The following is a 20,072-nucleotide window of genomic DNA, read 5'->3' as shown; positions in this document are numbered from 1 at the left end:
CGCCTCCAGGGCTTCAACATAGGACCCTATGCTCTATATCATAGGCGCCTATGTCAACAGACCGGAGCGAGCGCATGGAGCGTCCCGATCCCAGGAACGTCCCGTCTTTCCTGATCAAGCGCGTGGCCCGCGAGTTGAGCCGGATGGCCGAAACCGAGCTGCGCCCGTTGGGCCTGGGCATGGCCAGCCTGCCGGTGCTGGAGGCCCTGCGCCAAGGCAAGGCGGCGACCCAGGCCGAGCTGGCCCGCCTGCTGCGGGTGGAACAACCCTCGATGGCGCAGACCCTGGCACGGCTGGAGCGCGATCACCTGATCCAGCGCTTTCCCGATCCCCACCACCCGCGCGCGCAGCGCATCGAGCTCACTCCGCTGGCGCTGCAGCGGTTACCGCAGGCGCGCGAGATCCTCAACGACGGCAACACCCGCATGCTGGCCGGCTTCAGTGTCGATGAAACCATGCTGCTGGCAAGCTTCCTGCAGCGGCTCAGTGGCAACCTCGACCGCGACGCGTAAGTCCGTCGCGGCGGCCGCGCCGTAACGCACCGCATCGACGAACGCGCCCAGCGCCTCCACGCGTACCGCACTGACCTGCCCGGTCTGGTCGTGGTGCGCACGGGCCAGCGCGTCGGCGAAATCGAACGCCACCGCGCCGCTGGCAAAGCCGATCGGGGCGGCACGCAACGGGTGGATGACCTGCCAGCGGCGGTCCTTGCATTGCACTCTGATCACCATGCTGATCGCTCCTGCGGCGCGCATCCGTGCGGAAAGAAGCGCACGTGCAGCACGATACGGGCGGCACAGCAGCCGGGATATCGGATTGGTCTGAATCTACGGCGTCAGTCGCCGGTGCCGAGGAAGACGAATGGGACCGCGGGTTGGAACCGGGCCAGTGCATCACCGGCGAATACGTTGCGCTGGTCGGTGCCCAGGTCGAGCTTGCGCACCGGCGCGCCGACGCTGAAGTCGGCCTTGTTCAGATCCACCCAGAAGGTGTTGGGGGTGAGCGCGGACTCGAAGAAATACAGCTTTCGCTTGTGGTCGGCCACCGTGCGCCACCGCGTGGACGAGATGTTGGGCTCGCCTTCGGTGGTGATGCCGTAAGGCACCGACACGTTGCGGATCACGCTGAACACACTGGCCAGCGCCACCACCGGGTCCTCGGACTTGGGAATGGCGTTGACGTAGAACGTTGCGCGCGCGAACCGATCGGCCGATCGGTTGGTGCCAGGCAGCATCACCGTGCCACCGATCTGCTGCCAGTACGCATTGAGCGCCAACTGCTGCTCGAACACCGGCGAGTTGGTCATCACCTGGTAGGCGCGGTCATGGTGGATGACCTGCTTGCCGTCGATGTACTCGATGATGGCGCTGTCGCCGCTGGCATCGGACAGCGACAGATGCAGGGTGGCCAGCCGCGCCTCGCCGGGCACCCTGTCGGTCACCAGCGCGTAGGGCTCGCGCTGCAGCGCCGCCACGGCCTCTGCCACGGTGGCGAAGTTGTCGAGCATGTACTGCGCCCACAGCGAGATCGCCAGGCCCGGCTTGCGCCCGCGCGCCGCGGGATACCCGGACTCCACCAGCCACAGCAGGTTGGCCGACAGCCCGGCCTCGTTGAGGCCGTCGGTGGTGGCGACGTCGTACGCGCTGGCGACCACGCTGCCGTAGCGGGCGGTCCAGCGGATGGAATGGCGACCGGCCTGGCCAGTGCGCGCGATGCCGCGCGGCAGCACCCACAGATGGGTGGCAATGTCGCTCTTCCAGTCCATCGACCGCGCGGTGATCACATCCTGGTGGTCGCCCAGGTAGACCACGCGGGTGCAGGCCGCGGCCGGAGCGACCGCGGTGGCGGCGGACAGGGCCAGCGCCAGCAGCGACAGACGCACGTACGCGAAAGACGTCATCAGCGGTCTCCGGGCAGGGCGGGGGTGATGCGCCCGATCACAGCCCATCCCCGGTGATGAGGCAGTGAACCGGCAGCGCCCCTGCACGCGCTACGCTGGCCGGACCTGCACAAGGAGCTCCGGCCATGTGGCGATCCCTTCCCGTCGTACTGTTGGTCAGCCTGCTCACCGCCTGCAGCCACCCCGGCGCTGCAGGGCCCTCCCCCGCCCCGCCGATGCCCGGCGCAGACCGTGACCCCCACGGCTGCATTGGTTCGGCCGGCTACCGCTGGTGCGCGCGTACCGCGCAATGCGAGCGGCCCTGGGAACTCGCCAAAGCCCGCCAGATCGACAACAGCGCGGCCGCCTTCGATGCGTACTGCACGGCGGCGCCAGCGCGCCACGATGGCCCGGGCGCGTCGCGCTGATCGCCCCCGCGCGGGTGCCGCGGGTGCGGGCGTATCGCAGTCGGGCAGGCCTCAGCCCGGCGTCGCAGCACCGCGATCGACCGCCAATGCCACCACGAAGCGCGCGCCGCCGCCGGCTGCGCTTTCTGCCGCAATGCTGCCGCCGTGGCGCAGCATGATCTCGCGCGCCAGGTACAACCCCAGGCCACTGCCACTGCCGCTGGGCCGCAACCGATGGAACGGTTCGAAGATGGCCTGGCGCTCCTGCTCGGGCACGCCGGAGCCTTCATCGGTCACCGCCAGCACGCCATCGGGCTGCAGCGCCACCGCGATCATGCCGCGGTCGCCTCCGTGGGCGATCGCGTTCTGCAACAGACTGGCCACCACCCGATGCAGCGCATGCGGATCGCCCCGCACCCACACCGGCTCCTCCGGTGCATCCACCGAGAAGGCATAGCCGGCGTCGAGCACGAGCGGTGCCACGTCACCGGCCACTTCGCGGGTGAGCGCGGCCAGGTCCACGCGCTGGGAGTGGCTGCGATGGTGATCCAGCCGCTGCAGGTCCAACAACTGCTCGGCGATGTTGCTGAGTCGGCTCAGGTCGCGTTGCAGCCGCGAGCGTGCCGGCCCCGGCGGCAGGTCGTCGATGCGCGTGGCCAGGATCGCGATCGGCATGCGCAGCTCGTGCGCCGCCCCCACCAGGAAGCGGTCCTGCGCGTCGTAGCTTTCGCCGATGCGCCGCACGGCGGCATTGAAGGCATCCACCAGCGGGAAGATCTCCGCCGGCACCGCGTGCGTATCCAGGCCGCCGCCACGCTCGTTGATCTGGATCGCCGCCGCCTGCGCGGCCACACGGTTGACCCCGCGCAGCGAGCGGTGGATCGCCCACGGTGCCACCACCAGCGTGATCACGATCAGCGGCACGGTGATCCAGCCACCGAGGTAACCGATCACCACCAGCATCTGCCGCCACAACCCGCGATGCGGCATGCCGCCGATCATCACGTGCACGCGTCCCTCCGGCGTGTCGTTGACCCAGATCCGCATCGCCAGCTCGGCCGCGCGCGTGCGCGTGCGGATGTCGGTGGGCTCCAGGTACTGCAGCTGCGCCACCAGCGGGCGGAAGACCTCCGGCACGGTGCCGTGGGTGAGCTGGCGGCCGTCCTCGTCACTGGCGGCAAACCAGAACGTGGCCGGTCGGTCCTGCGCGGCGCGGTCCAGCGCGGCCCAGTCCACCTGCAGCGCATCGCCGTCGACACGGATCGACTTGGCGATCGACTCGCTCATCTTCCAGTCGATGTAGCCCGCGCCGCTGTCGCCATACATCAGCACCATGCCGACCAGCCCCATCGCCACCATGGTCACCTGGATGAGGATGATCTTCCAGGCAAGGCTGAAGGACAGCGACCCGGGCTTGAGGAATTTCATGCCACCTCCTTCAACAGGTAGCCGATGCCGCGCATGACGTGGATTTCCACCTGCGCATCCGCCTCGGCCAGCGCCTTGCGCAGCTTGGACACGTGCGCGTCCAGCGCATTGGACTGGATCGCATCGTCGAAACCGTACACCGCTTCCAGCAGCGCCGCGCGCGCCACCGTGCGGCCTTGCCGTACCGCCAGCGCTTCGAGCACCAGCAACTGCCGGCGCGGCAACGCCAGCAGCACGCCATTGACCGTCGCCTCGCGTGCGACGAAATCGAACTGCAGGCGGCCCAGCAGCAGCACCGGCAACGCGATCTGCGAGGGCCGCCGCGAGATCGCGCGGATCCGCGCCAGCAACTCTTCCACCGCGAAAGGTTTGGTCAGGTAGTCGTCGGCGCCCACGTCCAGGCCGACCACCCGGTCGGCCACCGAATCGCGCGCGGTGAGCATGATCACCGGCAGGTTGGGCACCAGGCTGCGCGCCACGCGCACGAAGTTGGCGCCGTCGCCATCGGGCAACTGCCGGTCCAGCAGCAGGATCTGGTGCACGCCGGCTTTGAGCGCTTCGCCGGCCTGGGCCATGCTGGCCACCACGTCCACCACCATGCCGTGCCGGCCCAGGCTGGCCTGGATGGCATTGGCCAGTTCCGGATCGTCTTCGAGCAGCAGGATGCGCATGGGCGTGGGGGACAGGGTCGACGGCTGCCGATGGTACCGCGCGGCCCGGCGCAACGTTCCGACAATGTAGCCCCGGCACCCTGCCTGTCTGGCATTCCCACTGTTGCAGGTACACGCGCGTGCGTTCCAAGGAAGACTCCCCCCAGGCAGGCCACTGCCGCCCCAACGCCAACGACGGCGCCCCGCGGGCCATCGGCCCCTATCTGCTCGCGCTCGCGCTGATGACCGTGGCCTGGCTGGCCGCGGGCAGCGCCATGGCCCAGGCGCCGGGCGCCAAGCCGCGCAGCAGCCTCGGCGTGGCCGTGGTGGCGTTGAAATCGCCGTATGCCGGTTACGGGACCGACACCGTCGCGGCGCCGATCATCAGCTACGAAGGCCGCAGGTTCCACCTGCGCGGTGGCAGCATCGGCTACAAGGTGTTCGACACCGAACAGACCGAAGTCTCGCTGATGGCCTCGCCGTACATGATGCGCTTCAAGCGCAAGGACAGCGACGACCTGCAACTGCGCCAGCTGTCCAACCGCGGCTTCTCCGCGATGGCCGGCGTGGCGCTGCGCCACAACGCATCGTGGGGCCTGGTGCAGGCCAACGTGCAGGCCGAGGTCAGCGGCCACGGCGGTGGCATCGCCGCAGACGCCAAGTACGCCTATCCGTTGCCCACCGGCCGGGTCACTCTGATGCCCGGGATCGGCGTGAACTATGCCGGCAGCGCCCTCAACGACTACTACTTCGGCATCAGCGACGCCGAAGCGCGCCGCAGCGGCCTGGCCCGCTATCGTGCCGGCAGTGGCGTCTCGCCGTACATCGACCTGACCGCAGTGATGCCGCTGGGCACGCACTGGACCGCGACGGCCTCGCTGCGTCGCTCCGTCCTGTCCGACGCGATCAAGGACAGCCCGATGACGCGTGGCGACCACATGGACGCGGCCGCGCTCTCGCTCAGCTACGGGTTCTGACATGCGCCAGGGAATCGTACGCCGCGTCGCCGAAATGGCCCTGCGCATCGAGCCGAACCGGACGGCGGTGCTCGACTGGATCCTGCACACCCCGCTGCCCTCGCTGGGCATGCAGACCACCTTCGAGCTGGCCTGCAACGGCGAAGGCGAGCGGGTGATCGCGCTGCTCAACGACCTCCTGCTGCAGCCCGGCGACACCGCGCCACGGCTGCCACAGGCCGCGCCGCCGGCGTTGCACTAGCTGCGCCGGTCCGTATTTTCGCCCCACCCGACGGAGCCCGCATGAGCCGACCCTTCCCGATGATGAGCACCCAGGACAGCAGCGGCGATCCGCTGCTCGCCCAGGCCCTCGTCGATTTCGATCACGCCGTGGAGGCATTGATCGCAGCGGACCCGGTCATCCACGGGCGCTTCTCGCGCGCCTACGTCACCGCGATCTTCCGCGCCTGCCTGGCCCGCAACGATGCGGGGCCCGGCGCGCCGCGCGGGCGTCCCGATCCCGAGATCGCCCAGGCCCTCAAGCACTGGATCCAGGGCCGCCTGCTGCAGCATCCCGGCGAAGGCAGCGACCATCGCCTGACCGCCGCGCGCCGCGCCGCGCACGGCTTCTGGCTGCAGTCGCTGGCCGACCCGATCGATGCCGATGGCCGGCCACGCGCCAACCGCCTGCTCGATGGACTGCTGACCCTGACCCGGCCAGACGCCTGAGCGCGTTCGGTCACCACCCTCACGATCCCTTGGCGCGCGCTCTACCAAGCTGCCGCGCTTACCGGAGATCGTACGATGCGCCTGACCACCACCCTGGCCCTGCTGCTGCTCGCCTCACCTGCCCTGGCGCAGGACGGCGGCGAGGAGACCCCCGCCTTCGACCGCCCCGGCATCGGCTTCTCGCCCAGCACGCTGCCGCGCGGCAGCGTGGCGCTGGAGTGGGGCCTGCCCAGCGTGGAGCGCGACCGCGATGAGGACGGCACCCGTTCCACCCAGTACAGCAGTGACCTCAACCTGCGCATCGGCGTGGCCGAGCACGCGGAACTGCAGGTGTTCAGCACGCCCTGGAACCACCTTCAGGTGGACCCGCGCGGCGCCCGCTCGCGCAGCATCAACGGTGCCGGCGACAGCGGCCTGGCGCTGAAGATCGCGCTGCCTTCGTCCTCCGACAGGCACGCCTTCGCGCTGCTCGCCAGCAGCAGTTTCGCCACCGGCGCCCGCGATTTCAGCGAAGGCGGCACCCAATACGCCCTCGGCGCCAGCTACGAGTACACCTTTGACGACCGCTGGAGCGGCGCGCTGTATGCCAATGCCACCCGTGGCGCGGGCGAGGACAGCTTCACCTGGTCGCCGAGCCTGAGCGTGGCACTGAGCGACCGCGTCAGTAGTTACATCGAAGCCGGGTTCACGCATACCGACGGCGAGCCGTCTACCGCCATCGCCGGCGCCGGCCTCACCTGGATGGTGGCGCGCACGGTGCAACTGGACGCCTCCTTCGATGTGGGCCTGGACCACGACAGCCCCGACCTGCAGGCCGGGCTGGGCGTGTCGTTCTTCTTCCAGTAACGCAGAAGGCCTGCGCATCGCTGCGCAGGCCTTCGTCGTTTGCCGCCGGGCATTGGCCAGGCTCAGGTGACTTTCTTGCTCAGGTGACCTTCTTGGCGATGGTCATGCCCAGCAGGAACAGCACCACGGCGATGATGATGCCGGCCCAGAACAGGAACTTGGCCACGCCGATGGATGCACCGGCGAGGCCGCCGAAGCCGAGCGCGCCGGCGATGAGGCCGATGATGGCGAAGATGATGGCCCACTTGATCATGCTGATCCTTTTTCCCGAAACGGGATGACTGACAGGCAGTCACGATAGTCGCGCGCCCGTCCCGCCCTCGTGAACAGCGCGCACGAAGGGCGTGAAGCAGCGTGCGACTTAGCCGCTCCCTGCGACCAGCGTGCGTTGCATCGGCTGGTACACCAGCCCCGCCGACTCGGCCACGTCGCCGGCGCACTGGAAACCATGGCGTGCGTAGAAACCCACCGACGGCAACGAGGCGCTGACGGTGAGCACCTCGGTGCGTGCCTGCGCGACCAGCGCGGCCAACAACGCCTCGCCTACGCCCTGGCGCTGGCATGCCGGGTCGACGAACAGCATCGCCACGTGGCGGCGCTGTTTCAGTTCGCCGACGCCTTGCAACTGTCCCGACGCGTCGTACACCAGTTGCAGGTTGTCCTGGTCACGGCGCTGTGCAAAGCCATCCGGCGCGGCGATCATGCGGAACGTCGCCACGCCGTGCGCTGCCAGCGACGGCGCCACGGCCATCAGGAAGGCACGCATGCACACCGCGCTTGCAGCGTCCAGGTCGGCATCGAGCAACGTCCTGATCATCCTGTTCTCCGTCATGGCGTGGTCGGTTGGATCACTCTAGACGTTGCGCACGCCACGCGGGAAACCGGGCGCGACAGCGACGGCGAAATCTGTTGAGATTGCCGCCCGCACCGCCCACGCCCGCATGACGACCCTGCCCGCTGCATCACCACCGACGCTCGCACGCACGCTGTGGCAGGCCGCCATCGATCTTGCCGTGCTGTCCGCCACGTCGGTCACCTTCGCATGCGTGCTGACCGCCGCCCTTGTGAGCGACCGGCTCGGCTGGACATGGCCCTCGATTCCCTACGGCTACGCACGTGGCGATGTGCTGATCCATGCGTTGCTGGCCAGCCTGGTGGTCCTGCCCGCGCTGGTCCTGGTTGACCGGCTGGCCCGCCCGCGCCGGCCACGCGTCTGGCAGGACCTGGCATTCGTGCTGGCCACGCTGGCGGTGATCCGCCTCGGACCGCCGGATGCGCAGGTATTCGGCACTACCTGGACAACATGGGAGGTCACCACCGGCTTGTTCCTCCTGCAGTGGCCGATCATCCTGCCGCTCACCCTGGCCGCGGCGCTCCTGCGCCGGCTGCTGCGCGGCGCGGCAGGGACACGCTGAAGGCATTCCGGACGGCTAGACGGGCCGTCCGGGAGCGATTGAACTCCGATTGAACCCTTTAATATCAATCACTTGGCGCTGGTTCGAGATGGCCTCATGAACGTTCATCATCTCGCTAAGCGCGTTTAATTTGTGATCATTGCCACAAATTCACGCCTCCGTCACAATCGAGGCGTCCACTCCTTCCTGCTCACGCCCATGCGCGCGCTTATCACCAAGCAACATCCGGCCTTGCTGAAGTTCTACTTCGTGGCCTGCTACGTGGTTCTGATCGAAGAAGTGCTGCGCGCCATCGGCTAGGACGGCCACCCGACGCGCTGCATTCCGCCCCTGCCGGTTACGACTGGAACGCGTGTTCCGGCCCGGGGAACACACCCGCCTCCACCTCGGCGGCAAACTCGCGCGCGGCCTTCTGCAGCAGCCCGTGCATGTCTGCGTATTGCTTGACGAAACGCGGCAATGCGCCGGTTCGCAGCCCGGCCATGTCCTGCCACACCAGCACCTGCGCATCGCAGTCGCTGCCCGCGCCGATGCCTACCGTCGGCACCGACACCGCGGCGGTAATCTGCGCGGCCACGTCGGCCGGCACCATCTCGATCAACACCGCGAACGCACCGGCCGCTTCCAATGCACGCGCCGCTTCCACCAGCACCGGACCACTATCGCCACGGCCCTGCACGCGGAAGCCGCCCAACTGGTGCTCCGATTGCGGGGTGAAGCCGATGTGCGCCATCACCGGGATGCCGGAGCTGACCAGCTTGCGCACCTGCGGCACCATCTCGATCCCGCCTTCCAGCTTCACCGCATGCGCGCCACCTTCCTTCATGAAGCGCACCGCGGTGTGGAAGCACTGCTCCGGCGAGGCCTGGTAAGAGCCAAACGGCAGATCGGCAATCACCAGCGGCCGGCGCGTGCACCGGCTCACCGCGCGCACCAGCGGCATCAGCTCATCGACGGTGATCGGCAGCAGGCTGTCGTTGCCGAGCACGTTGTTGGACGCCGAATCGCCGATCAGCAGCACCGGGATGCCCGCATCCTCGAAGATCGCCGCGGTGTACATGTCGTAGGCGGTCAGCATCGCCCACTTCTCGCCGCGTTCCTTCATCTGCTGCAGGTGCGGAATGCGCACGCGCTTGGCCTGCGCCAATGGGCTCTTGGGAGTGGCGTACGGCGGGGGTTGTTCGTTCATGGCAATACCTTGAATGTAACGCCGACCGTCGGTCGGCTGCGCTACGGGAAACCGCACGGCATGCGCCACGCCGCGCGATCGCGTGGCGGGTCCGCCGTGCGGAGGGTCAGCGTTGGCTGGACAGCGCCTGCGCGACGTCCTTGATCAGCCCGGTAATCTCATTGGCCAGGCGCCGACTGTCGGCGATGGAGCCGAAGAAGCGGATGCTGCGGCCATCCATGGCCACCCCGGCCAGGCCGAGTTCGCCCTTCAGGGCATCGACATGGGCATGGAAGACCTGCAGCCACGCGCTCGAGGGTTCGACATCGAGCATGGCCACGATGGCCTCGTCCTCGGCGTGGTCGACGCGGCTGTGCAGGTCGGGCACGTCGAAACCAAGCAGGCGCGGTGCGTTTGGATCCGCCGGAGAAGTAGTCATGCGGCATGGTAGCCGCTACGTCGTCCCTCGCAACGGGCCCGCCACCTGGAAGCCGCGCTCGCCGACGCGCCGACGACCCGCAACGCCCGTCCCGAAAGCGGCGCGCGTGAATGCGCGGTCATCCGCCATTCATCGCGCAGGCAAGTAACATACCGCCCGGTCGGTATCTAACAATGGATGACATCATGTCCCCCCTCATCACTGCGTACCTGTTCCTGTCCGGCGCCATCGTGGCCGAGGTCACCGGCACCCTGCTGCTGCAGAAGACCGAGCAGTTCAGCAAGCTCGGTCCTACGCTCGGCATGGCCCTGTGCTACCTGGTGTCCTTCTACCTGCTCAGCCATGCCTTGAAGACGCTGCCGCTGGGCATCGCCTATGCGATCTGGGGCGGCGTGGGCATCGTGCTCACCCTGGTGATCGGCGTGACCGTGTTCAAGCAGTCGCTGGACTGGCAGGCCGTCACGGGCGTGGCGTTGATCGTCGCGGGCGTGGTCATGATCAACGCCTTCTCTAAGGCGGCGGCGCACTGATGGGCGCCAGCACACGCCGCCGGCAGCCGGAGATCGTGCGTGCCGCGCTGCTGGATGCGGCCGTGCAGGAGGCCGTGCACGCCGGCCTGGGCAGCGTCACCGTGCTCGCCGTGGCCGCACGCGCGGGCGTCAGCAAGGGCGCGCTGTTCCATCATTTCCCCAACCGCCAGGCGCTTCTCGAGGCCGCGTATGCCGAGTGCCTGGCGCAGTTCGGCGTGGCGATAGACGCGCTGCTCGCCGACGACCCGACGCCCCACGGGCGCTTCACGCGCGCGTATGTGCGGGCCACGTTCGCGGCGATGCAGATGGACGATCGCAGCTGGGCGAGGTTCTCCCTCACCGCGCTGGTGGAACCGGCGTTCGCCGAACAGTGGCGGCAGTGGCTCGGCGCCCGCCTGGACGCGCTCCCCGCCGAGCGCACCGACCCCAGGCTGCGGGTCGCGCGGCTGGCCGCCGACGGCTATTGGCTGCAGATGCTGGGCAGTGGCTTCGGTGCGTATGACACCGACGGCCTGGAGGCACTGCTGGACGCCGTGTTGCGCTTCACCTGCGAGGATGCCGGCGCGGGCGTGGCGCGCGGTTGACGGCAGCGCCAGCGCGCGCGGCGGTGCCGGCGCGCGGTGTTTCCCGCACGCAATGAAAAAGGGCCCGCACATCGCTGTGCAAGCCCTTGATCGTTTACCAACATTGGTCGGGACGGCCGGATTTGAACCGACGACCCTCTGCCCCCCAGGCAGATGCGCTACCAGGCTGCGCTACGCCCCGATGATGCTGGCAATGTCCCCGCCTCTCAGCGGGCCGACGAGTATAACGGTTTTATCCGCGTATTTGTTCAGCGACGCAGCAATTGAAGCACTTCTTCCAGCTCCATCCGCGTCTGCTTGATGATCTGGTTGCTCAGCGCCGATTCGTCGCGGGCGCCGGCACCTTCCAGGCGCAGGCGCGCGCCGCCGATGGTGTAGCCCTGCTCGTAGAGCAGGCCGCGGATCTGGCGCACCATCAGCACGTCGTGGCGCTGGTAGTAACGTCGGTTGCCGCGGCGCTTGGCCGGTTCGAGGCTGGGAAATTCGGTCTCCCAGTAGCGCAGCACGTGCGGCTTGACGTCGCACAGCTCGCTGACTTCACCAATGGTGAAGTAGCGCTTGGCCGGTATCGGCGGAAGTTCGCGGTTACTGCCCGGATCCAGCATATGCCTCTACCCTTTCCTTGAGCTTCTGGCCCGGACGGAAGGTGACCACCGTGCGGGCGGAAATCGGAATTTCCTCACCGGTCTTCGGGTTGCGGCCCGGGCGCTGGTTCTTGCGCCGCAGGTCGAAATTGCCGAAGCCGGACAGCTTCACCTGACGTCCCTGTTCCAATGCCTCTCGCAACACATCGAAGAACGCGTCGACAAATTCCTTGGCCTCGCGCTTGTTCAGACCCACTTCGTCGAACAGCTTTTCGGCCATCTCAGCCTTGGTCAATGCCATTGCCTGCTATCCCCCATGCTGCCCGCTCAACCGCGGATCCGGGCGTGGTGTTCGCGCTCCATGGCAGAGACCGCCTCGGCCACTACCGAATCCACGTCGCGGTCCGTCAGAGTGCGCGACTTGTCCTGCAAAATCAAGCCCATAGCGAGACTCTTGAAGCCCGGCTCGACCCCCTGGCCGACGTAGCGGTCGAACAGGGTGACCTGGCGCAGCAACGGGCCGACGGCACGGCGCAGGGTGGCCTCCAGGTCGGCCCAGGCGACGGCCTCGGGCACCAGGAAGGCCAGGTCGCGCCGCACGGAGGGGAAGCGCGACAGCTCGCTGGCACGCGGCAGCTGGCGCGCGGCCAGCAGGGCCAGGTCCATCTCGAAGGCGAACACGTCCACGTCGATGTCCATGGCCTTGGCCAGGCGCGGGTGCACCTGGCCGATCCAGCCCAGCACCACGCCATCGCGGAGCACATCGGCCGAACGCGCCGGGTGGCCATACGGGCGCTGCGAGGGCTGGAAGGTCAGCACCGCGCCGGAGGCGGCGGCCAGCGATTCCAGGTCGCCCTTGAGGTCATGGAAGTCGACTTTGCGGGTGGCCAGGCCCCATTGCTGCGGATCTGCATCGCCGCACACGGCGGCGGCCACGCGCTGGGTTTCCAGCGGCGCCGGCTGGCCGTCGCCGGCCTGCGGGTGGAAGCTGCGGCCCAGTTCGAACAGGCGCACCCGGCCCAGCTGGCGCGCCGCGTTGCGGCCCAGCGTGGCCACCAGCCCCGGCAGCAGCGACGGGCGCATCACCGCCAGTTCGGCCGACAGCGGGTTGGCCAGCGCCACCACGTCGCCCTGCAACTGCCAGTGGCCCAGCAGGCCGGCGTCGACGAAGGCGTAGTTGATGGTCTCCTGCAGGTCCCGCGCGACCAGCTGGCGGCGGACGCTGAGGTCGTCCAGGCGGGTCTCGCTGGGCATGGCGATGCGCGATGCGCCGCCCGGCAGCGTGGTCGGGATCTGCTCGTAGCCGTGGATGCGGGCCAGTTCCTCGATCAGGTCTTCTTCGATCGCGATGTCGAACCGGCGGCTCGGCGCGGTCACCTGCCAGCCGTCGGCGGCCGCCGCCACGTCCATGCCCAGCGCGCGCAGGATGCGCTCGACCTCGGCATCGGCGATCTGGATGCCGAGCACGCGGGCGATGCGCGCACGGCGCAGAGCGATCGTGGCGGTCGCCGGCAGGTCGTCCGCACGCAGCGCTTCGGTGACCGGGCCCGGGGTGCCGCCGGCCAGGTCCAGGACCAGGCGGGTGGCGTACTCGATGGCGGTACGCGGCAGCGCCGGGTCGACGCCGCGCTCGAAGCGGTGGCCGGCATCGGTATGCAGGCCCAGCTTGCGGCCACGGCCCATGATCGCGGCGGGCGCGAAATGCGCCGCCTCCAGGAACACGGCGGTGGTGTCATCGGTGACGCGGGTGTCGAAGCCGCCCATCAGGCCAGCCAGCGCGATCGGGCGATCGGCGTCGGTGATGACCAGGAAGCTGTCGTCCAGCGCGGCATCGCGGCCGTCCAGCAGTTTCAGCGCTTCACCGGCACGCGAACGGCGCACGCCGATGCTGCCCTGCAGGGTGCCCAGGTCGAAGGCGTGCATCGGCTGGCCCAGCTCCAGCATCACGTACTGGGTGATATCCACCAGCAGCGACACCGGGCGCACGCCACTGCGACGCAGGCGCTCGGCCATCCACAGCGGAGTGGCCGCGCGCGCGTTGATGCCCTCGATGACGCGACCGACGTAACGCGGCGCCTCGGCGCCTGCGCCCAGTGCAACGGTCAGTTCGCGCGTCCCCACCGCCGGGACCGGCGCGGCGGTGAACGGCACCACTTCACTGGCGCACGCGGCGGCCACGTCGAAGGCGATGCCGCGGATGCTGAAGCAATCGGCACGGTTGGGGGTCAGCTTGATCTCGATGCTGGCGTCGGGCAGGCCGAGGTACTCGACCAGCGACTGGCCGACCGGCGCATCGGCCGGCAGCTCGAACAGGCCCGAGGCATCGCTGTCCAGGCCCAGTTCCTTGGCCGAGCACAGCATGCCGTTGGACTCCACGCCGCGCAGCTTGGCCGGCTTGATCGCCAGCGTGCCGATCTGCGCGCCCACCATGGCCAGCGGCGCAAGCAGGCCCGGGCGTGCGTTCGGCGCGCCGCAGACGATCTGCAGGTGCTCGCCCTGCCCCGCGTCGACCTGGCAGATCTGAAGGCGATCGGCTTCGGGATGACGTTCGGCCGAGACGATGCGCGCGACCACGACGTGGTCCAGGCCCGCGCCGAGCGCGGTGACCTCTTCCACTTCCAGGCCGATGGCGGTCAGCACGGCGCTGAGCTCTTCGCGCGAGGCCGATGCGGGAACGTGGCTGCGCAGCCAGTTTTCAGAGAATTTCATGGTGTCACCCTGGTGGGCCCGGCGCATGCGCCTGGGCCGTGATGGTCTTGGATCCGATCCAGCCGGGCATGGCCCGGCCCTTCGCCGACGTGCTTACGCGAACTGCTTCAGGAACCGCACGTCGTTCTCGAAGAACGCGCGCAGGTCGTTGACCCCGTAACGCAGCATCGCGAAGCGCTCCACGCCCAGGCCGAAGGCGAAGCCGGTGTAACGCTCCGGATCGATGCCCACGTTGCGCAGCACGTTGGGATGGACCATGCCGCAGCCGAGCACTTCCAGCCAGCGGGTGCTGCCGTCGGGCTGCTGCCAGGCGATGTCCACTTCCGCGCCAGGCTCGACGAAGGGGAAGTAGCTGGGACGGAAGCGCATCTCGAAATCGCGCTCGAAGAACGCGCGCACGAACTCGGACAGCGTGCCCTTGAGGTCGGCGAAGGTCGAATGCTCATCCACCAGCAGGCCTTCGACCTGGTGGAACATCGGCGAATGGGTCTGGTCGCTGTCGCTGCGGTAGACCTTGCCGGCGGCGATCATGCGCAGCGGCGGGGCGTGCTCGCCCATGTAGCGCACCTGCACCCCGGAGGTATGCGTGCGCAGCAGGCGGCCATCGCCGAAATAGAAGGTGTCGTGCATCGCGCGCGCCGGGTGGTGCGGCGGGAAGTTCAGCGCTTCGAAGTTGTGCCAGTCATCTTCGATTTCCGGGCCTTCGGAGAGCTCGTAACCGAGCCGCCCGAAGATCTCGGTGATGCGCTCCAGGGTACGGGTGACCGGGTGCAGGCCAGCGCGATCGGCGCGACGCCCCGGCAGGGTGATGTCGATCGCTTCGGCGGCCAGGCGTGCGTCCAGCGCAGCGTCGTCCAGCACGGCCTTGCGGTCGGCCAGCGCGGTGGTCAGCGCGTCGCGCGAGCGGTTGATGGCTTCGCCGGCGGCCTTGCGCTCATCGGCCGGCAATGCGCCGAGCTGCTTGAGCTGGGCGGTGATGCTGCCGTTCTTGCCCAACAGGGCCACGCGCAGGGCTTCCAGCGCGTCGGGGCTGCTGGCGGCGGCCACGTCGGCCAGTGCCTGGGTGGTCAGGGATTGGATGTCACTCATGGATAGCCGGAGCCTCGCGTCGGTATGCCATCGCGATGCGCGTCGGGCCGACCCCCGTCGCCACCGCTGTCGATCGATGGCACCGGGAGGGCCACCGCCAACACAAAAAAGAATGGGGAAGGACTTGCGCCCTTCCCCATGCATTTGCCTTACCCACAGCCGTTGCGCGTGAACGGCAACGGCAGGGGAATGGACTTATGCCGCCAGTGCGCCCTTGGCCTTCTCGGCCAGTGCAGCAAAACCAGCTGCGTCGTGCACGGCGATGTCAGCCAGAACCTTGCGGTCCAGGGTGATGCCGGACTTGAGCAGGCCGTTCATGAAACGGCTGTAGCTCAGGCCGTTGATGCGGGCAGCCGCGTTGATGCGGGTGATCCACAGCGAACGGAAATTGCGCTTCTTCTGCTTACGACCGATGTAGGCGTACTGCTGCGCCTTGATCACGGCCTGCTTGGCAACGCGGAAGACCTTGCGGCGAGCGTTGTAATAACCCTTCGCCAGGGTCAGGATTTTCTTGTGGCGGCGACGCGCCTGTACGCCACGCTTTACTCGTGCCATGGGTCAGTCCTCAGAGGTAGGGAAGCATACGGTTCAAACGGCCTGCGTCTTCTGCACGAACATGGTTCGTCTGACGCAGATTGCGCTTCCGCTTGGTCGACTTCTTCGTGAGGATGTGGCTACGGTTGGCATGGCCAGCCTTGAACTTGCCGGAGGCGGTCTTGCGGAAACGCTTGGCCGCCGCCCGGTTGGTCTTGATCTTGGGCATTGCAATGTCCTTGATGATGTTTTGTCACTGACCAGGGCGGTGGCATTGCCACACTTTCCGTCCGTGCCCTTGCCTGCTTGTAAGCCCGGGATCCCCGATGGGAACCAGGCCGGTCCTGTTGCCATTGAAACAGCGTGCCTTTATGGGGCGGGAAACCGTTCAAAACAGCACCCCCGCAAAACGGGGCCGCCCATTATGCCCGTGAAGCCGGGCAGTTGCAAACGCTTGATTGGGCGGCGGTTTGCCGGCGCCGGCAGGCGTGGAACGCCGACCGTACAGGCCGCAGGGGGAGTGCGACCACGGCAAACGGCAGCAGGCGCCTGAAAAGGCGCCCCTGCCTTGTGACGCGAATCTGAAGCACACGACGCCGGCGGCGCCGGCAGCCGGGCATGGCCCGGCGCTGCGCCCGCCCCGCCCGTTCGGGCCGGGGCCGAGGGTCGGTTACTTCTTCTTCGGCGCGATCATCATCACCATCTGCCGGCCTTCGAGGCGCGGACGGGACTCGATCACGATGTCCTCGCCCAGATCACCCTCGATCCGGTTGGCCATCTCGCGACCCAGTTCCTGATGGCTCATTTCACGGCCACGGAAGCGGATGTTGACCTTGATCTTGTCGCCCTCTTCCAGGAAACCGCGCATCTTGCGCAGCTTGATCTGGTAGTCGCCTTCATCGGTGACCGGGCGGAACTTCACTTCCTTGATCTCGACCTGCTTGGTCTTCTTCTTGGCCTCGTTGGCCTTCTTCTGCGCTTCGAACTTGAACTTGCCGAAGTCCATGATCTTGCACACCGGCGGATCAGCCTGCGGCTGAATCTCGACCAGGTCCAGACCTTCGTCTTCGGCCATCGACAGCGCTTCGTCACGCGTCAACACGCCAATCATTTCTCCGTCACTGCCGATCACGCGGACGCGCGGCACCCGGATTTCCTGATTCTTGCGGTTCTGTTTGTTGTCAGGGGTACTGATATTGCAATCTCCCAGAGGAATCAAACCGGCCCAGAGCGGATCATCCGCAGGGCCGGGACTTTCTTACACGGACTGTTCTGCCTGCAACCGCTCGATGAAGGCCTGGACGGACATGCTGCCCAGATCTTCGCCCGAGCGCGTACGCACGGCCACGGCGCCATTTTCTTTCTCACGGTCGCCGACCACCAGCAGGTACGGGACCCGCTGCAGCGTATGCTCGCGAATCTTATATCCGATCTTCTCGTTGCGCAAATCGGCATTTACCCGGAAGCCTTGATCTGCAAGGGTTTTCCGGACTTCGTTCACGTATTCAGCCTGCGCATCGGTGATATTGGCCACCACCACCTGGGTCGGAGCCAGCCAGGACGGGAAGGACCCGGCGTGGTGCTCGATGAGGATGCCGATGAAACGCTCCATCGAGCCGACGATGGCCCGGTGCAGCATGACCGGGTGCTTCTTCTGGCTGTTTTCGTCCACGTACTCGGCGCCGAGGCGGCCGGGCATCATGAAGTCGACCTGCATCGTGCCCAGCTGCCAGGTACGGCCGATGGCGTCCTTGAGGTGGTACTCGATCTTCGGGCCATAGAAGGCGCCCTCGCCCGGCAGCTCCTGCCATTCCACGCCACAGCTGCCCAGCGCCGAGCGCAGCGCGCCCTCGGCCTTGTCCCAGGTGGCGTCATCGCCGAGGCGCTTTTCCGGGCGCAGCGCGATCTTGATCTGGATGTCCTCGAAGCCGAAGGTCGTGTAGACCGCCAGCGCCTGCTGGTGGAAGGCGGTCACTTCGGCCTCGATCTGCGACTCGGTGCAGAACACGTGGCCGTCGTCCTGGGTGAAGCCGCGCACGCGCAGGATGCCGTGCAGCGCGCCGGACGGCTCGTTGCGGTGGCACGAACCGAATTCGCCATAGCGGATCGGCAGGTCGCGGTAGCTGTGCAGGCCCTGGTTGAACACCTGGATGTGGCCCGGGCAGTTCATCGGCTTGACCGCGTAGGTGCGCTTCTCCGACTCGGTGAAGAACATGTTTTCCTGGTAGTTGTCCCAGTGGCCGGACTTCTGCCACAGCGACACGTCCAGGATCTGCGGGCAGCGCACCTCGCCGTAACCGCTGTCACGGTAGACGCGGCGCATGTGCTGCTCGACCACCTGCCACAGCGCCCAGCCCTTCGGGTGCCAGAACACCAGGCCCGGGGCCTCTTCCTGCAGGTGGAACAGCTCCTGCTGCTTGCCGATGCGGCGGTGGTCGCGCATTTCGGCTTCTTCGATGCGCTTGATGTAGGCCTCGAGCTGCTTCTTGTCGGCCCAGGCGGTGCCGTAGATGCGCTGCAGCTGCTCGTTCTTGGCATCGCCGCGCCAGTACGCGCCGGAAATGCGGGTCAGCTTGAAGGCCTTCAGGAAGCGCGTGTTGGGCACGTGCGGGCCGCGGCACATGTCCACGTATTCCTGGTGGTAATACATGCCCATGGCCTGGATGTCCGGGGACATGTCCTCGATCAGGCGCAGCTTGTAGTCTTCGCCACGCGCCTTGAAGATCTCGATGACCTCCGCGCGCGGGGTGACCTTCTTGATGACGTCGTAGTCCTGCGCGATCAGCTCGCCCATGCGCTTCTCGATGGCGGCCATGTCCTCGGGCGTGAACGGACGCTCGGAGTAGATGTCGTAGTAGAAGCCTTCGGCGATGACCGGGCCGATCACCATCTTGACGTCCGGGTACAGCTGCTTGACCGCATGGCCGACCAGGTGGGCGCTGGAGTGGCGGATGATCTCCACGCCCTCCTCGTCCTTGGCAGTGATGATGCGCAGGCGGGCATCGCGGTCGATCACGTCACTGGCATCGACCAGCACGCCATCCACCGAACCGGCGATGGTGGCCTTGGCCAGGCCGGCGCCGATCGACTGGGCGACGTCCATGACACTGACGGGGTGTTCGAATTCACGGCGGCTGCCGTCGGGGAGCGTGATCGCGATCATGACTGGGCTTTTTCTGGTGGGCCTGCAGCGCAGGCCGGGGAGACGAATGCGGGAAGGTGGGCAATGGCGACAGGCGGGCCGGCCATAAAAAAAGCGCCACGAAGGCGCCTGCAAGGGGCCGTCGGGAGCGTTCAGCGGTGGGCGATGGTAGTGCTCATGTCGCACGCTGGACCGGCGCTGGGCGCGGGCCACCTTGTTGCCTGAAGGGTGTTGCCGTCGATCTTAAACCAAGCCCGGTTTTTTTGCTGCCATCGGCACGCCCGGCCTGCATCTGAACGGGGCCGTGTGGCAGACCAAAACCGCAATGATTACCATGCGCAGCACGCCGTGCGACGCCCGGCGGTGCTTTCTCCCAAGGACCTGCGATGGTTTCCGCCCTGCGTTCGATGTGCGCCCCGTGCTGAACGGCGCGACCCTGGCCCTGCTGTACTGCGGCGTCGCCGGCGCCGCGTCGGCGTTCTCGGCGCTGGCCTTCTATGCCGCCTCGCCCCATTGCCGCTGGCCGCGGCTGCGCCGTGCCGGGCGCCTGGGCCGGCAGATCGGGCTGGTCGCGGCGGCAACCTCGCTATGGCTGTGGATGGGCCAGCTCGGCCTGGCCACCGGGCTGTGCGTGACCCTCGCCGGGTGGATGCTGACCGCGCTGGTGCTGCCCTACCTGGCCGCCTGGACGCGCCCCGAACGCGAGGCGCGGCGCTGATGTGGGCACGTGCATTGGCCGGCCTGCTGGCCGGTTTCTTCCTCGCCGCGGCGGTCACCGGGCTGCTCGCCTGGCTGCCGCCGGGGCCATGGCAGTCGGCGATCGTGCCGAGCCTGATCGCCTTCATCCCGGCGTGGATGCTGGCCGCGCTCTGGGCCTTCGCCTTCCGTACCGGGCTGCGCGCCTGGACCTGGCTGGGCGGCAGTGCGCTGGCCGGCTTCGCGCTGCTGTGGCTGTTGCGCGCCAACCACTGGGTGCTGTGAGG

Annotated in this window: 26 protein-coding genes and 1 tRNA gene; 11 read left to right on the top strand and 16 right to left on the bottom strand. The window is 67.7% G+C overall.

Annotated elements, in window-relative coordinates; translation table 11 throughout:
• Nucleotides 1-74 precede the first annotated feature (74 nt).
• Nucleotides 75-512, top strand: coding sequence for a MarR family winged helix-turn-helix transcriptional regulator (locus AC06FD_RS02890; protein ID WP_259205081.1), 438 nt, complete (start codon nt 75-77; stop codon nt 510-512).
• A 323-nt stretch (nt 513-835) separates the two neighbouring features.
• Here AC06FD_RS02890 and AC06FD_RS02885 read toward each other — a convergent pair whose 3' ends face one another.
• Complete coding sequence (locus tag AC06FD_RS02885) at nt 836-1,900, bottom strand: linear amide C-N hydrolase (RefSeq protein WP_478076933.1); 1,065 nt, start codon at nt 1,898-1,900, stop codon at nt 836-838.
• 125 nt (nt 1,901-2,025) lie between these two features.
• Between AC06FD_RS02885 and AC06FD_RS02880 the strand changes: the two genes are divergently transcribed.
• The gene (locus AC06FD_RS02880; RefSeq protein WP_478076932.1) at nt 2,026-2,307 is read left to right on the top strand and encodes a peptidase; all 282 of its coding nucleotides are present in this window, start codon (nt 2,026-2,028) and stop codon (nt 2,305-2,307) included.
• 51 nt (nt 2,308-2,358) lie between these two features.
• Here AC06FD_RS02880 and AC06FD_RS02875 read toward each other — a convergent pair whose 3' ends face one another.
• Together AC06FD_RS02875 and AC06FD_RS02870 are read right to left on the bottom strand one after the other, a co-directional pair.
• Nucleotides 2,359-3,714: a sensor histidine kinase gene (locus tag AC06FD_RS02875; RefSeq protein ID WP_394162412.1), complete on the bottom strand. Its 1,356-nt coding sequence runs from the start codon at nt 3,712-3,714 to the stop codon at nt 2,359-2,361.
• Nucleotides 3,711-4,385, bottom strand: coding sequence for a response regulator transcription factor (locus AC06FD_RS02870; RefSeq protein WP_259205093.1), 675 nt, complete (start codon nt 4,383-4,385; stop codon nt 3,711-3,713). Before AC06FD_RS02870 ends, AC06FD_RS02875 begins: the two co-directional genes overlap by 4 nt.
• Nucleotides 4,386-4,504: 119 nt before the next feature.
• On the opposite strand from AC06FD_RS02870, the gene AC06FD_RS02865 reads away from it, so the two are divergent.
• From AC06FD_RS02865 to AC06FD_RS02850, 4 genes are all read left to right on the top strand, one after another.
• Nucleotides 4,505-5,341, top strand: a complete 837-nt coding sequence (locus AC06FD_RS02865; protein WP_449335403.1) for a MipA/OmpV family protein — start codon at nt 4,505-4,507, stop codon at nt 5,339-5,341.
• Between the two features lies 1 nt (nt 5,342).
• Nucleotides 5,343-5,582: a hypothetical protein gene (locus tag AC06FD_RS02860; RefSeq protein ID WP_478076931.1), complete on the top strand. Its 240-nt coding sequence runs from the start codon at nt 5,343-5,345 to the stop codon at nt 5,580-5,582.
• Between the two features lie 41 nt (nt 5,583-5,623).
• A complete protein-coding gene (locus AC06FD_RS02855) occupies nt 5,624-6,049 on the top strand; it encodes a hypothetical protein (protein ID WP_478076930.1) in 426 nt (141 codons plus the stop codon).
• A 75-nt stretch (nt 6,050-6,124) separates the two neighbouring features.
• Nucleotides 6,125-6,895, top strand: a complete 771-nt coding sequence (locus tag AC06FD_RS02850; protein ID WP_478076929.1) for a transporter — start codon at nt 6,125-6,127, stop codon at nt 6,893-6,895.
• Between the two features lie 79 nt (nt 6,896-6,974).
• Here the strand turns inward: AC06FD_RS02850 and AC06FD_RS02845 are convergent, their stop codons facing one another.
• Nucleotides 6,975-7,148, bottom strand: a complete 174-nt coding sequence (locus AC06FD_RS02845) for a DUF1328 domain-containing protein (RefSeq protein WP_259205127.1) — start codon at nt 7,146-7,148, stop codon at nt 6,975-6,977.
• A gap of 108 nt (nt 7,149-7,256) precedes the next feature.
• A complete protein-coding gene (locus AC06FD_RS02840) occupies nt 7,257-7,712 on the bottom strand; it encodes a GNAT family N-acetyltransferase (protein WP_478076928.1) in 456 nt (151 codons plus the stop codon).
• Nucleotides 7,713-7,836: 124 nt separating this feature from the next.
• Between AC06FD_RS02840 and AC06FD_RS02835 the strand changes: the two genes are divergently transcribed.
• Entirely contained in the window at nt 7,837-8,310 is a 474-nt protein-coding gene (locus tag AC06FD_RS02835) for a hypothetical protein (RefSeq protein WP_478076927.1), read from the top strand.
• A gap of 337 nt (nt 8,311-8,647) precedes the next feature.
• Here the strand turns inward: AC06FD_RS02835 and panB are convergent, their stop codons facing one another.
• Both panB and AC06FD_RS02825 read right to left on the bottom strand, forming a co-directional pair.
• Nucleotides 8,648-9,499: a 3-methyl-2-oxobutanoate hydroxymethyltransferase gene (panB, locus tag AC06FD_RS02830; RefSeq protein ID WP_259205155.1), complete on the bottom strand. Its 852-nt coding sequence runs from the start codon at nt 9,497-9,499 to the stop codon at nt 8,648-8,650.
• Nucleotides 9,500-9,605: 106 nt separating this feature from the next.
• The gene (locus AC06FD_RS02825) at nt 9,606-9,917 is read right to left on the bottom strand and encodes a hypothetical protein (RefSeq protein ID WP_394162398.1); all 312 of its coding nucleotides are present in this window, start codon (nt 9,915-9,917) and stop codon (nt 9,606-9,608) included.
• Nucleotides 9,918-10,102: 185 nt separating this feature from the next.
• On the opposite strand from AC06FD_RS02825, the gene AC06FD_RS02820 reads away from it, so the two are divergent.
• Together AC06FD_RS02820 and AC06FD_RS02815 are read left to right on the top strand one after the other, a co-directional pair.
• Complete coding sequence (locus AC06FD_RS02820; RefSeq protein WP_345780464.1) at nt 10,103-10,447, top strand: DMT family transporter; 345 nt, start codon at nt 10,103-10,105, stop codon at nt 10,445-10,447.
• Nucleotides 10,447-11,031 carry a TetR/AcrR family transcriptional regulator gene (locus AC06FD_RS02815; RefSeq protein ID WP_478076926.1) on the top strand — a complete coding sequence of 195 codons (585 nt, stop codon included), beginning with the start codon at nt 10,447-10,449 and terminating at the stop codon, nt 11,029-11,031. The genes AC06FD_RS02820 and AC06FD_RS02815 overlap by 1 nt, the downstream gene beginning before the upstream one ends.
• Before the next feature lie 104 nt (nt 11,032-11,135).
• Here AC06FD_RS02815 and AC06FD_RS02810 read toward each other — a convergent pair.
• The 9 genes from AC06FD_RS02810 to thrS form a co-directional block, all read right to left on the bottom strand.
• Nucleotides 11,136-11,212 (bottom strand) — tRNA-Pro (locus AC06FD_RS02810).
• Between the two features lie 67 nt (nt 11,213-11,279).
• On the bottom strand, nt 11,280-11,636 hold the full coding sequence (locus AC06FD_RS02805) for a MerR family transcriptional regulator (protein WP_068853353.1): 357 nt from the start codon (nt 11,634-11,636) through the stop codon (nt 11,280-11,282).
• Nucleotides 11,617-11,916 carry an integration host factor subunit alpha gene (locus tag AC06FD_RS02800; RefSeq protein WP_005410432.1) on the bottom strand — a complete coding sequence of 100 codons (300 nt, stop codon included), beginning with the start codon at nt 11,914-11,916 and terminating at the stop codon, nt 11,617-11,619. Before AC06FD_RS02800 ends, AC06FD_RS02805 begins: the two co-directional genes overlap by 20 nt.
• Nucleotides 11,917-11,942: 26 nt before the next feature.
• Complete coding sequence (gene pheT / locus AC06FD_RS02795; protein ID WP_478076925.1) at nt 11,943-14,324, bottom strand: phenylalanine--tRNA ligase subunit beta; 2,382 nt, start codon at nt 14,322-14,324, stop codon at nt 11,943-11,945.
• 93 nt (nt 14,325-14,417) lie between these two features.
• Nucleotides 14,418-15,413 (bottom strand): phenylalanine--tRNA ligase subunit alpha, encoded by a 996-nt coding sequence (gene pheS, locus AC06FD_RS02790; protein WP_259205411.1) that lies wholly within the window; start codon nt 15,411-15,413, stop codon nt 14,418-14,420.
• A 195-nt stretch (nt 15,414-15,608) separates the two neighbouring features.
• Nucleotides 15,609-15,968, bottom strand: coding sequence for a 50S ribosomal protein L20 (rplT, locus tag AC06FD_RS02785; protein WP_017355264.1), 360 nt, complete (start codon nt 15,966-15,968; stop codon nt 15,609-15,611).
• Nucleotides 15,969-15,978: 10 nt separating this feature from the next.
• Entirely contained in the window at nt 15,979-16,176 is a 198-nt protein-coding gene (gene rpmI, locus AC06FD_RS02780) for a 50S ribosomal protein L35 (RefSeq protein WP_017355265.1), read from the bottom strand.
• Between the two features lie 441 nt (nt 16,177-16,617).
• Nucleotides 16,618-17,157 (bottom strand): translation initiation factor IF-3, encoded by a 540-nt coding sequence (gene infC, locus AC06FD_RS02775; RefSeq protein ID WP_172407481.1) that lies wholly within the window; start codon nt 17,155-17,157, stop codon nt 16,618-16,620.
• 48 nt (nt 17,158-17,205) lie between these two features.
• A complete protein-coding gene (gene thrS / locus AC06FD_RS02770) occupies nt 17,206-19,110 on the bottom strand; it encodes a threonine--tRNA ligase (RefSeq protein ID WP_259205415.1) in 1,905 nt (634 codons plus the stop codon).
• Between the two features lie 388 nt (nt 19,111-19,498).
• Here thrS and AC06FD_RS02765 point away from each other — a divergent pair, with 388 nt between their 5' ends.
• Nucleotides 19,499-19,807 carry a hypothetical protein gene (locus tag AC06FD_RS02765; protein ID WP_259205417.1) on the top strand — a complete coding sequence of 103 codons (309 nt, stop codon included), beginning with the start codon at nt 19,499-19,501 and terminating at the stop codon, nt 19,805-19,807.
• Nucleotides 19,807-20,070: a hypothetical protein gene (locus AC06FD_RS02760; protein WP_394162389.1), complete on the top strand. Its 264-nt coding sequence runs from the start codon at nt 19,807-19,809 to the stop codon at nt 20,068-20,070. The genes AC06FD_RS02765 and AC06FD_RS02760 overlap by 1 nt, the downstream gene beginning before the upstream one ends.
• Nucleotides 20,071-20,072: the final 2 nt, after the last annotated feature.

It is taken from the genome of Stenotrophomonas sp. Steno-Z1 (genome assembly GCF_056393175.1).
The sequence above is the reverse complement of the archived record's forward strand: the minus strand, read 5'-3'. Positions and strand labels throughout refer to the sequence as shown.

Coding starts and splice junctions, on each gene's coding strand:
- AC06FD_RS02890 (WP_259205081.1), top strand. CDS start 75: ATGGAGCGTCCCGATCCCAGGAACGTCCCGTCTTTCCTGATCAAGCGC.
- AC06FD_RS02885 (WP_478076933.1), bottom strand. CDS start 1,900: ATGACGTCTTTCGCGTACGTGCGTCTGTCGCTGCTGGCGCTGGCCCTG.
- AC06FD_RS02880 (WP_478076932.1), top strand. CDS start 2,026: ATGTGGCGATCCCTTCCCGTCGTACTGTTGGTCAGCCTGCTCACCGCC.
- AC06FD_RS02875 (WP_394162412.1), bottom strand. CDS start 3,714: ATGAAATTCCTCAAGCCCGGGTCGCTGTCCTTCAGCCTTGCCTGGAAG.
- AC06FD_RS02870 (WP_259205093.1), bottom strand. CDS start 4,385: ATGCGCATCCTGCTGCTCGAAGACGATCCGGAACTGGCCAATGCCATC.
- AC06FD_RS02860 (WP_478076931.1), top strand. CDS start 5,343: ATGCGCCAGGGAATCGTACGCCGCGTCGCCGAAATGGCCCTGCGCATC.
- AC06FD_RS02855 (WP_478076930.1), top strand. CDS start 5,624: ATGAGCCGACCCTTCCCGATGATGAGCACCCAGGACAGCAGCGGCGAT.
- AC06FD_RS02850 (WP_478076929.1), top strand. CDS start 6,125: ATGCGCCTGACCACCACCCTGGCCCTGCTGCTGCTCGCCTCACCTGCC.
- AC06FD_RS02845 (WP_259205127.1), bottom strand. CDS start 7,148: ATGATCAAGTGGGCCATCATCTTCGCCATCATCGGCCTCATCGCCGGC.
- AC06FD_RS02840 (WP_478076928.1), bottom strand. CDS start 7,712: ATGATCAGGACGTTGCTCGATGCCGACCTGGACGCTGCAAGCGCGGTG.
- AC06FD_RS02835 (WP_478076927.1), top strand. CDS start 7,837: ATGACGACCCTGCCCGCTGCATCACCACCGACGCTCGCACGCACGCTG.
- panB (WP_259205155.1), bottom strand. CDS start 9,499: ATGAACGAACAACCCCCGCCGTACGCCACTCCCAAGAGCCCATTGGCG.
- AC06FD_RS02825 (WP_394162398.1), bottom strand. CDS start 9,917: ATGACTACTTCTCCGGCGGATCCAAACGCACCGCGCCTGCTTGGTTTC.
- AC06FD_RS02820 (WP_345780464.1), top strand. CDS start 10,103: ATGTCCCCCCTCATCACTGCGTACCTGTTCCTGTCCGGCGCCATCGTG.
- AC06FD_RS02815 (WP_478076926.1), top strand. CDS start 10,447: ATGGGCGCCAGCACACGCCGCCGGCAGCCGGAGATCGTGCGTGCCGCG.
- AC06FD_RS02805 (WP_068853353.1), bottom strand. CDS start 11,636: ATGCTGGATCCGGGCAGTAACCGCGAACTTCCGCCGATACCGGCCAAG.
- AC06FD_RS02800 (WP_005410432.1), bottom strand. CDS start 11,916: ATGGCATTGACCAAGGCTGAGATGGCCGAAAAGCTGTTCGACGAAGTG.
- pheT (WP_478076925.1), bottom strand. CDS start 14,324: ATGAAATTCTCTGAAAACTGGCTGCGCAGCCACGTTCCCGCATCGGCC.
- pheS (WP_259205411.1), bottom strand. CDS start 15,413: ATGAGTGACATCCAATCCCTGACCACCCAGGCACTGGCCGACGTGGCC.
- rplT (WP_017355264.1), bottom strand. CDS start 15,968: ATGGCACGAGTAAAGCGTGGCGTACAGGCGCGTCGCCGCCACAAGAAA.
- rpmI (WP_017355265.1), bottom strand. CDS start 16,176: ATGCCCAAGATCAAGACCAACCGGGCGGCGGCCAAGCGTTTCCGCAAG.
- thrS (WP_259205415.1), bottom strand. CDS start 19,110: ATGATCGCGATCACGCTCCCCGACGGCAGCCGCCGTGAATTCGAACAC.
- AC06FD_RS02760 (WP_394162389.1), top strand. CDS start 19,807: ATGTGGGCACGTGCATTGGCCGGCCTGCTGGCCGGTTTCTTCCTCGCC.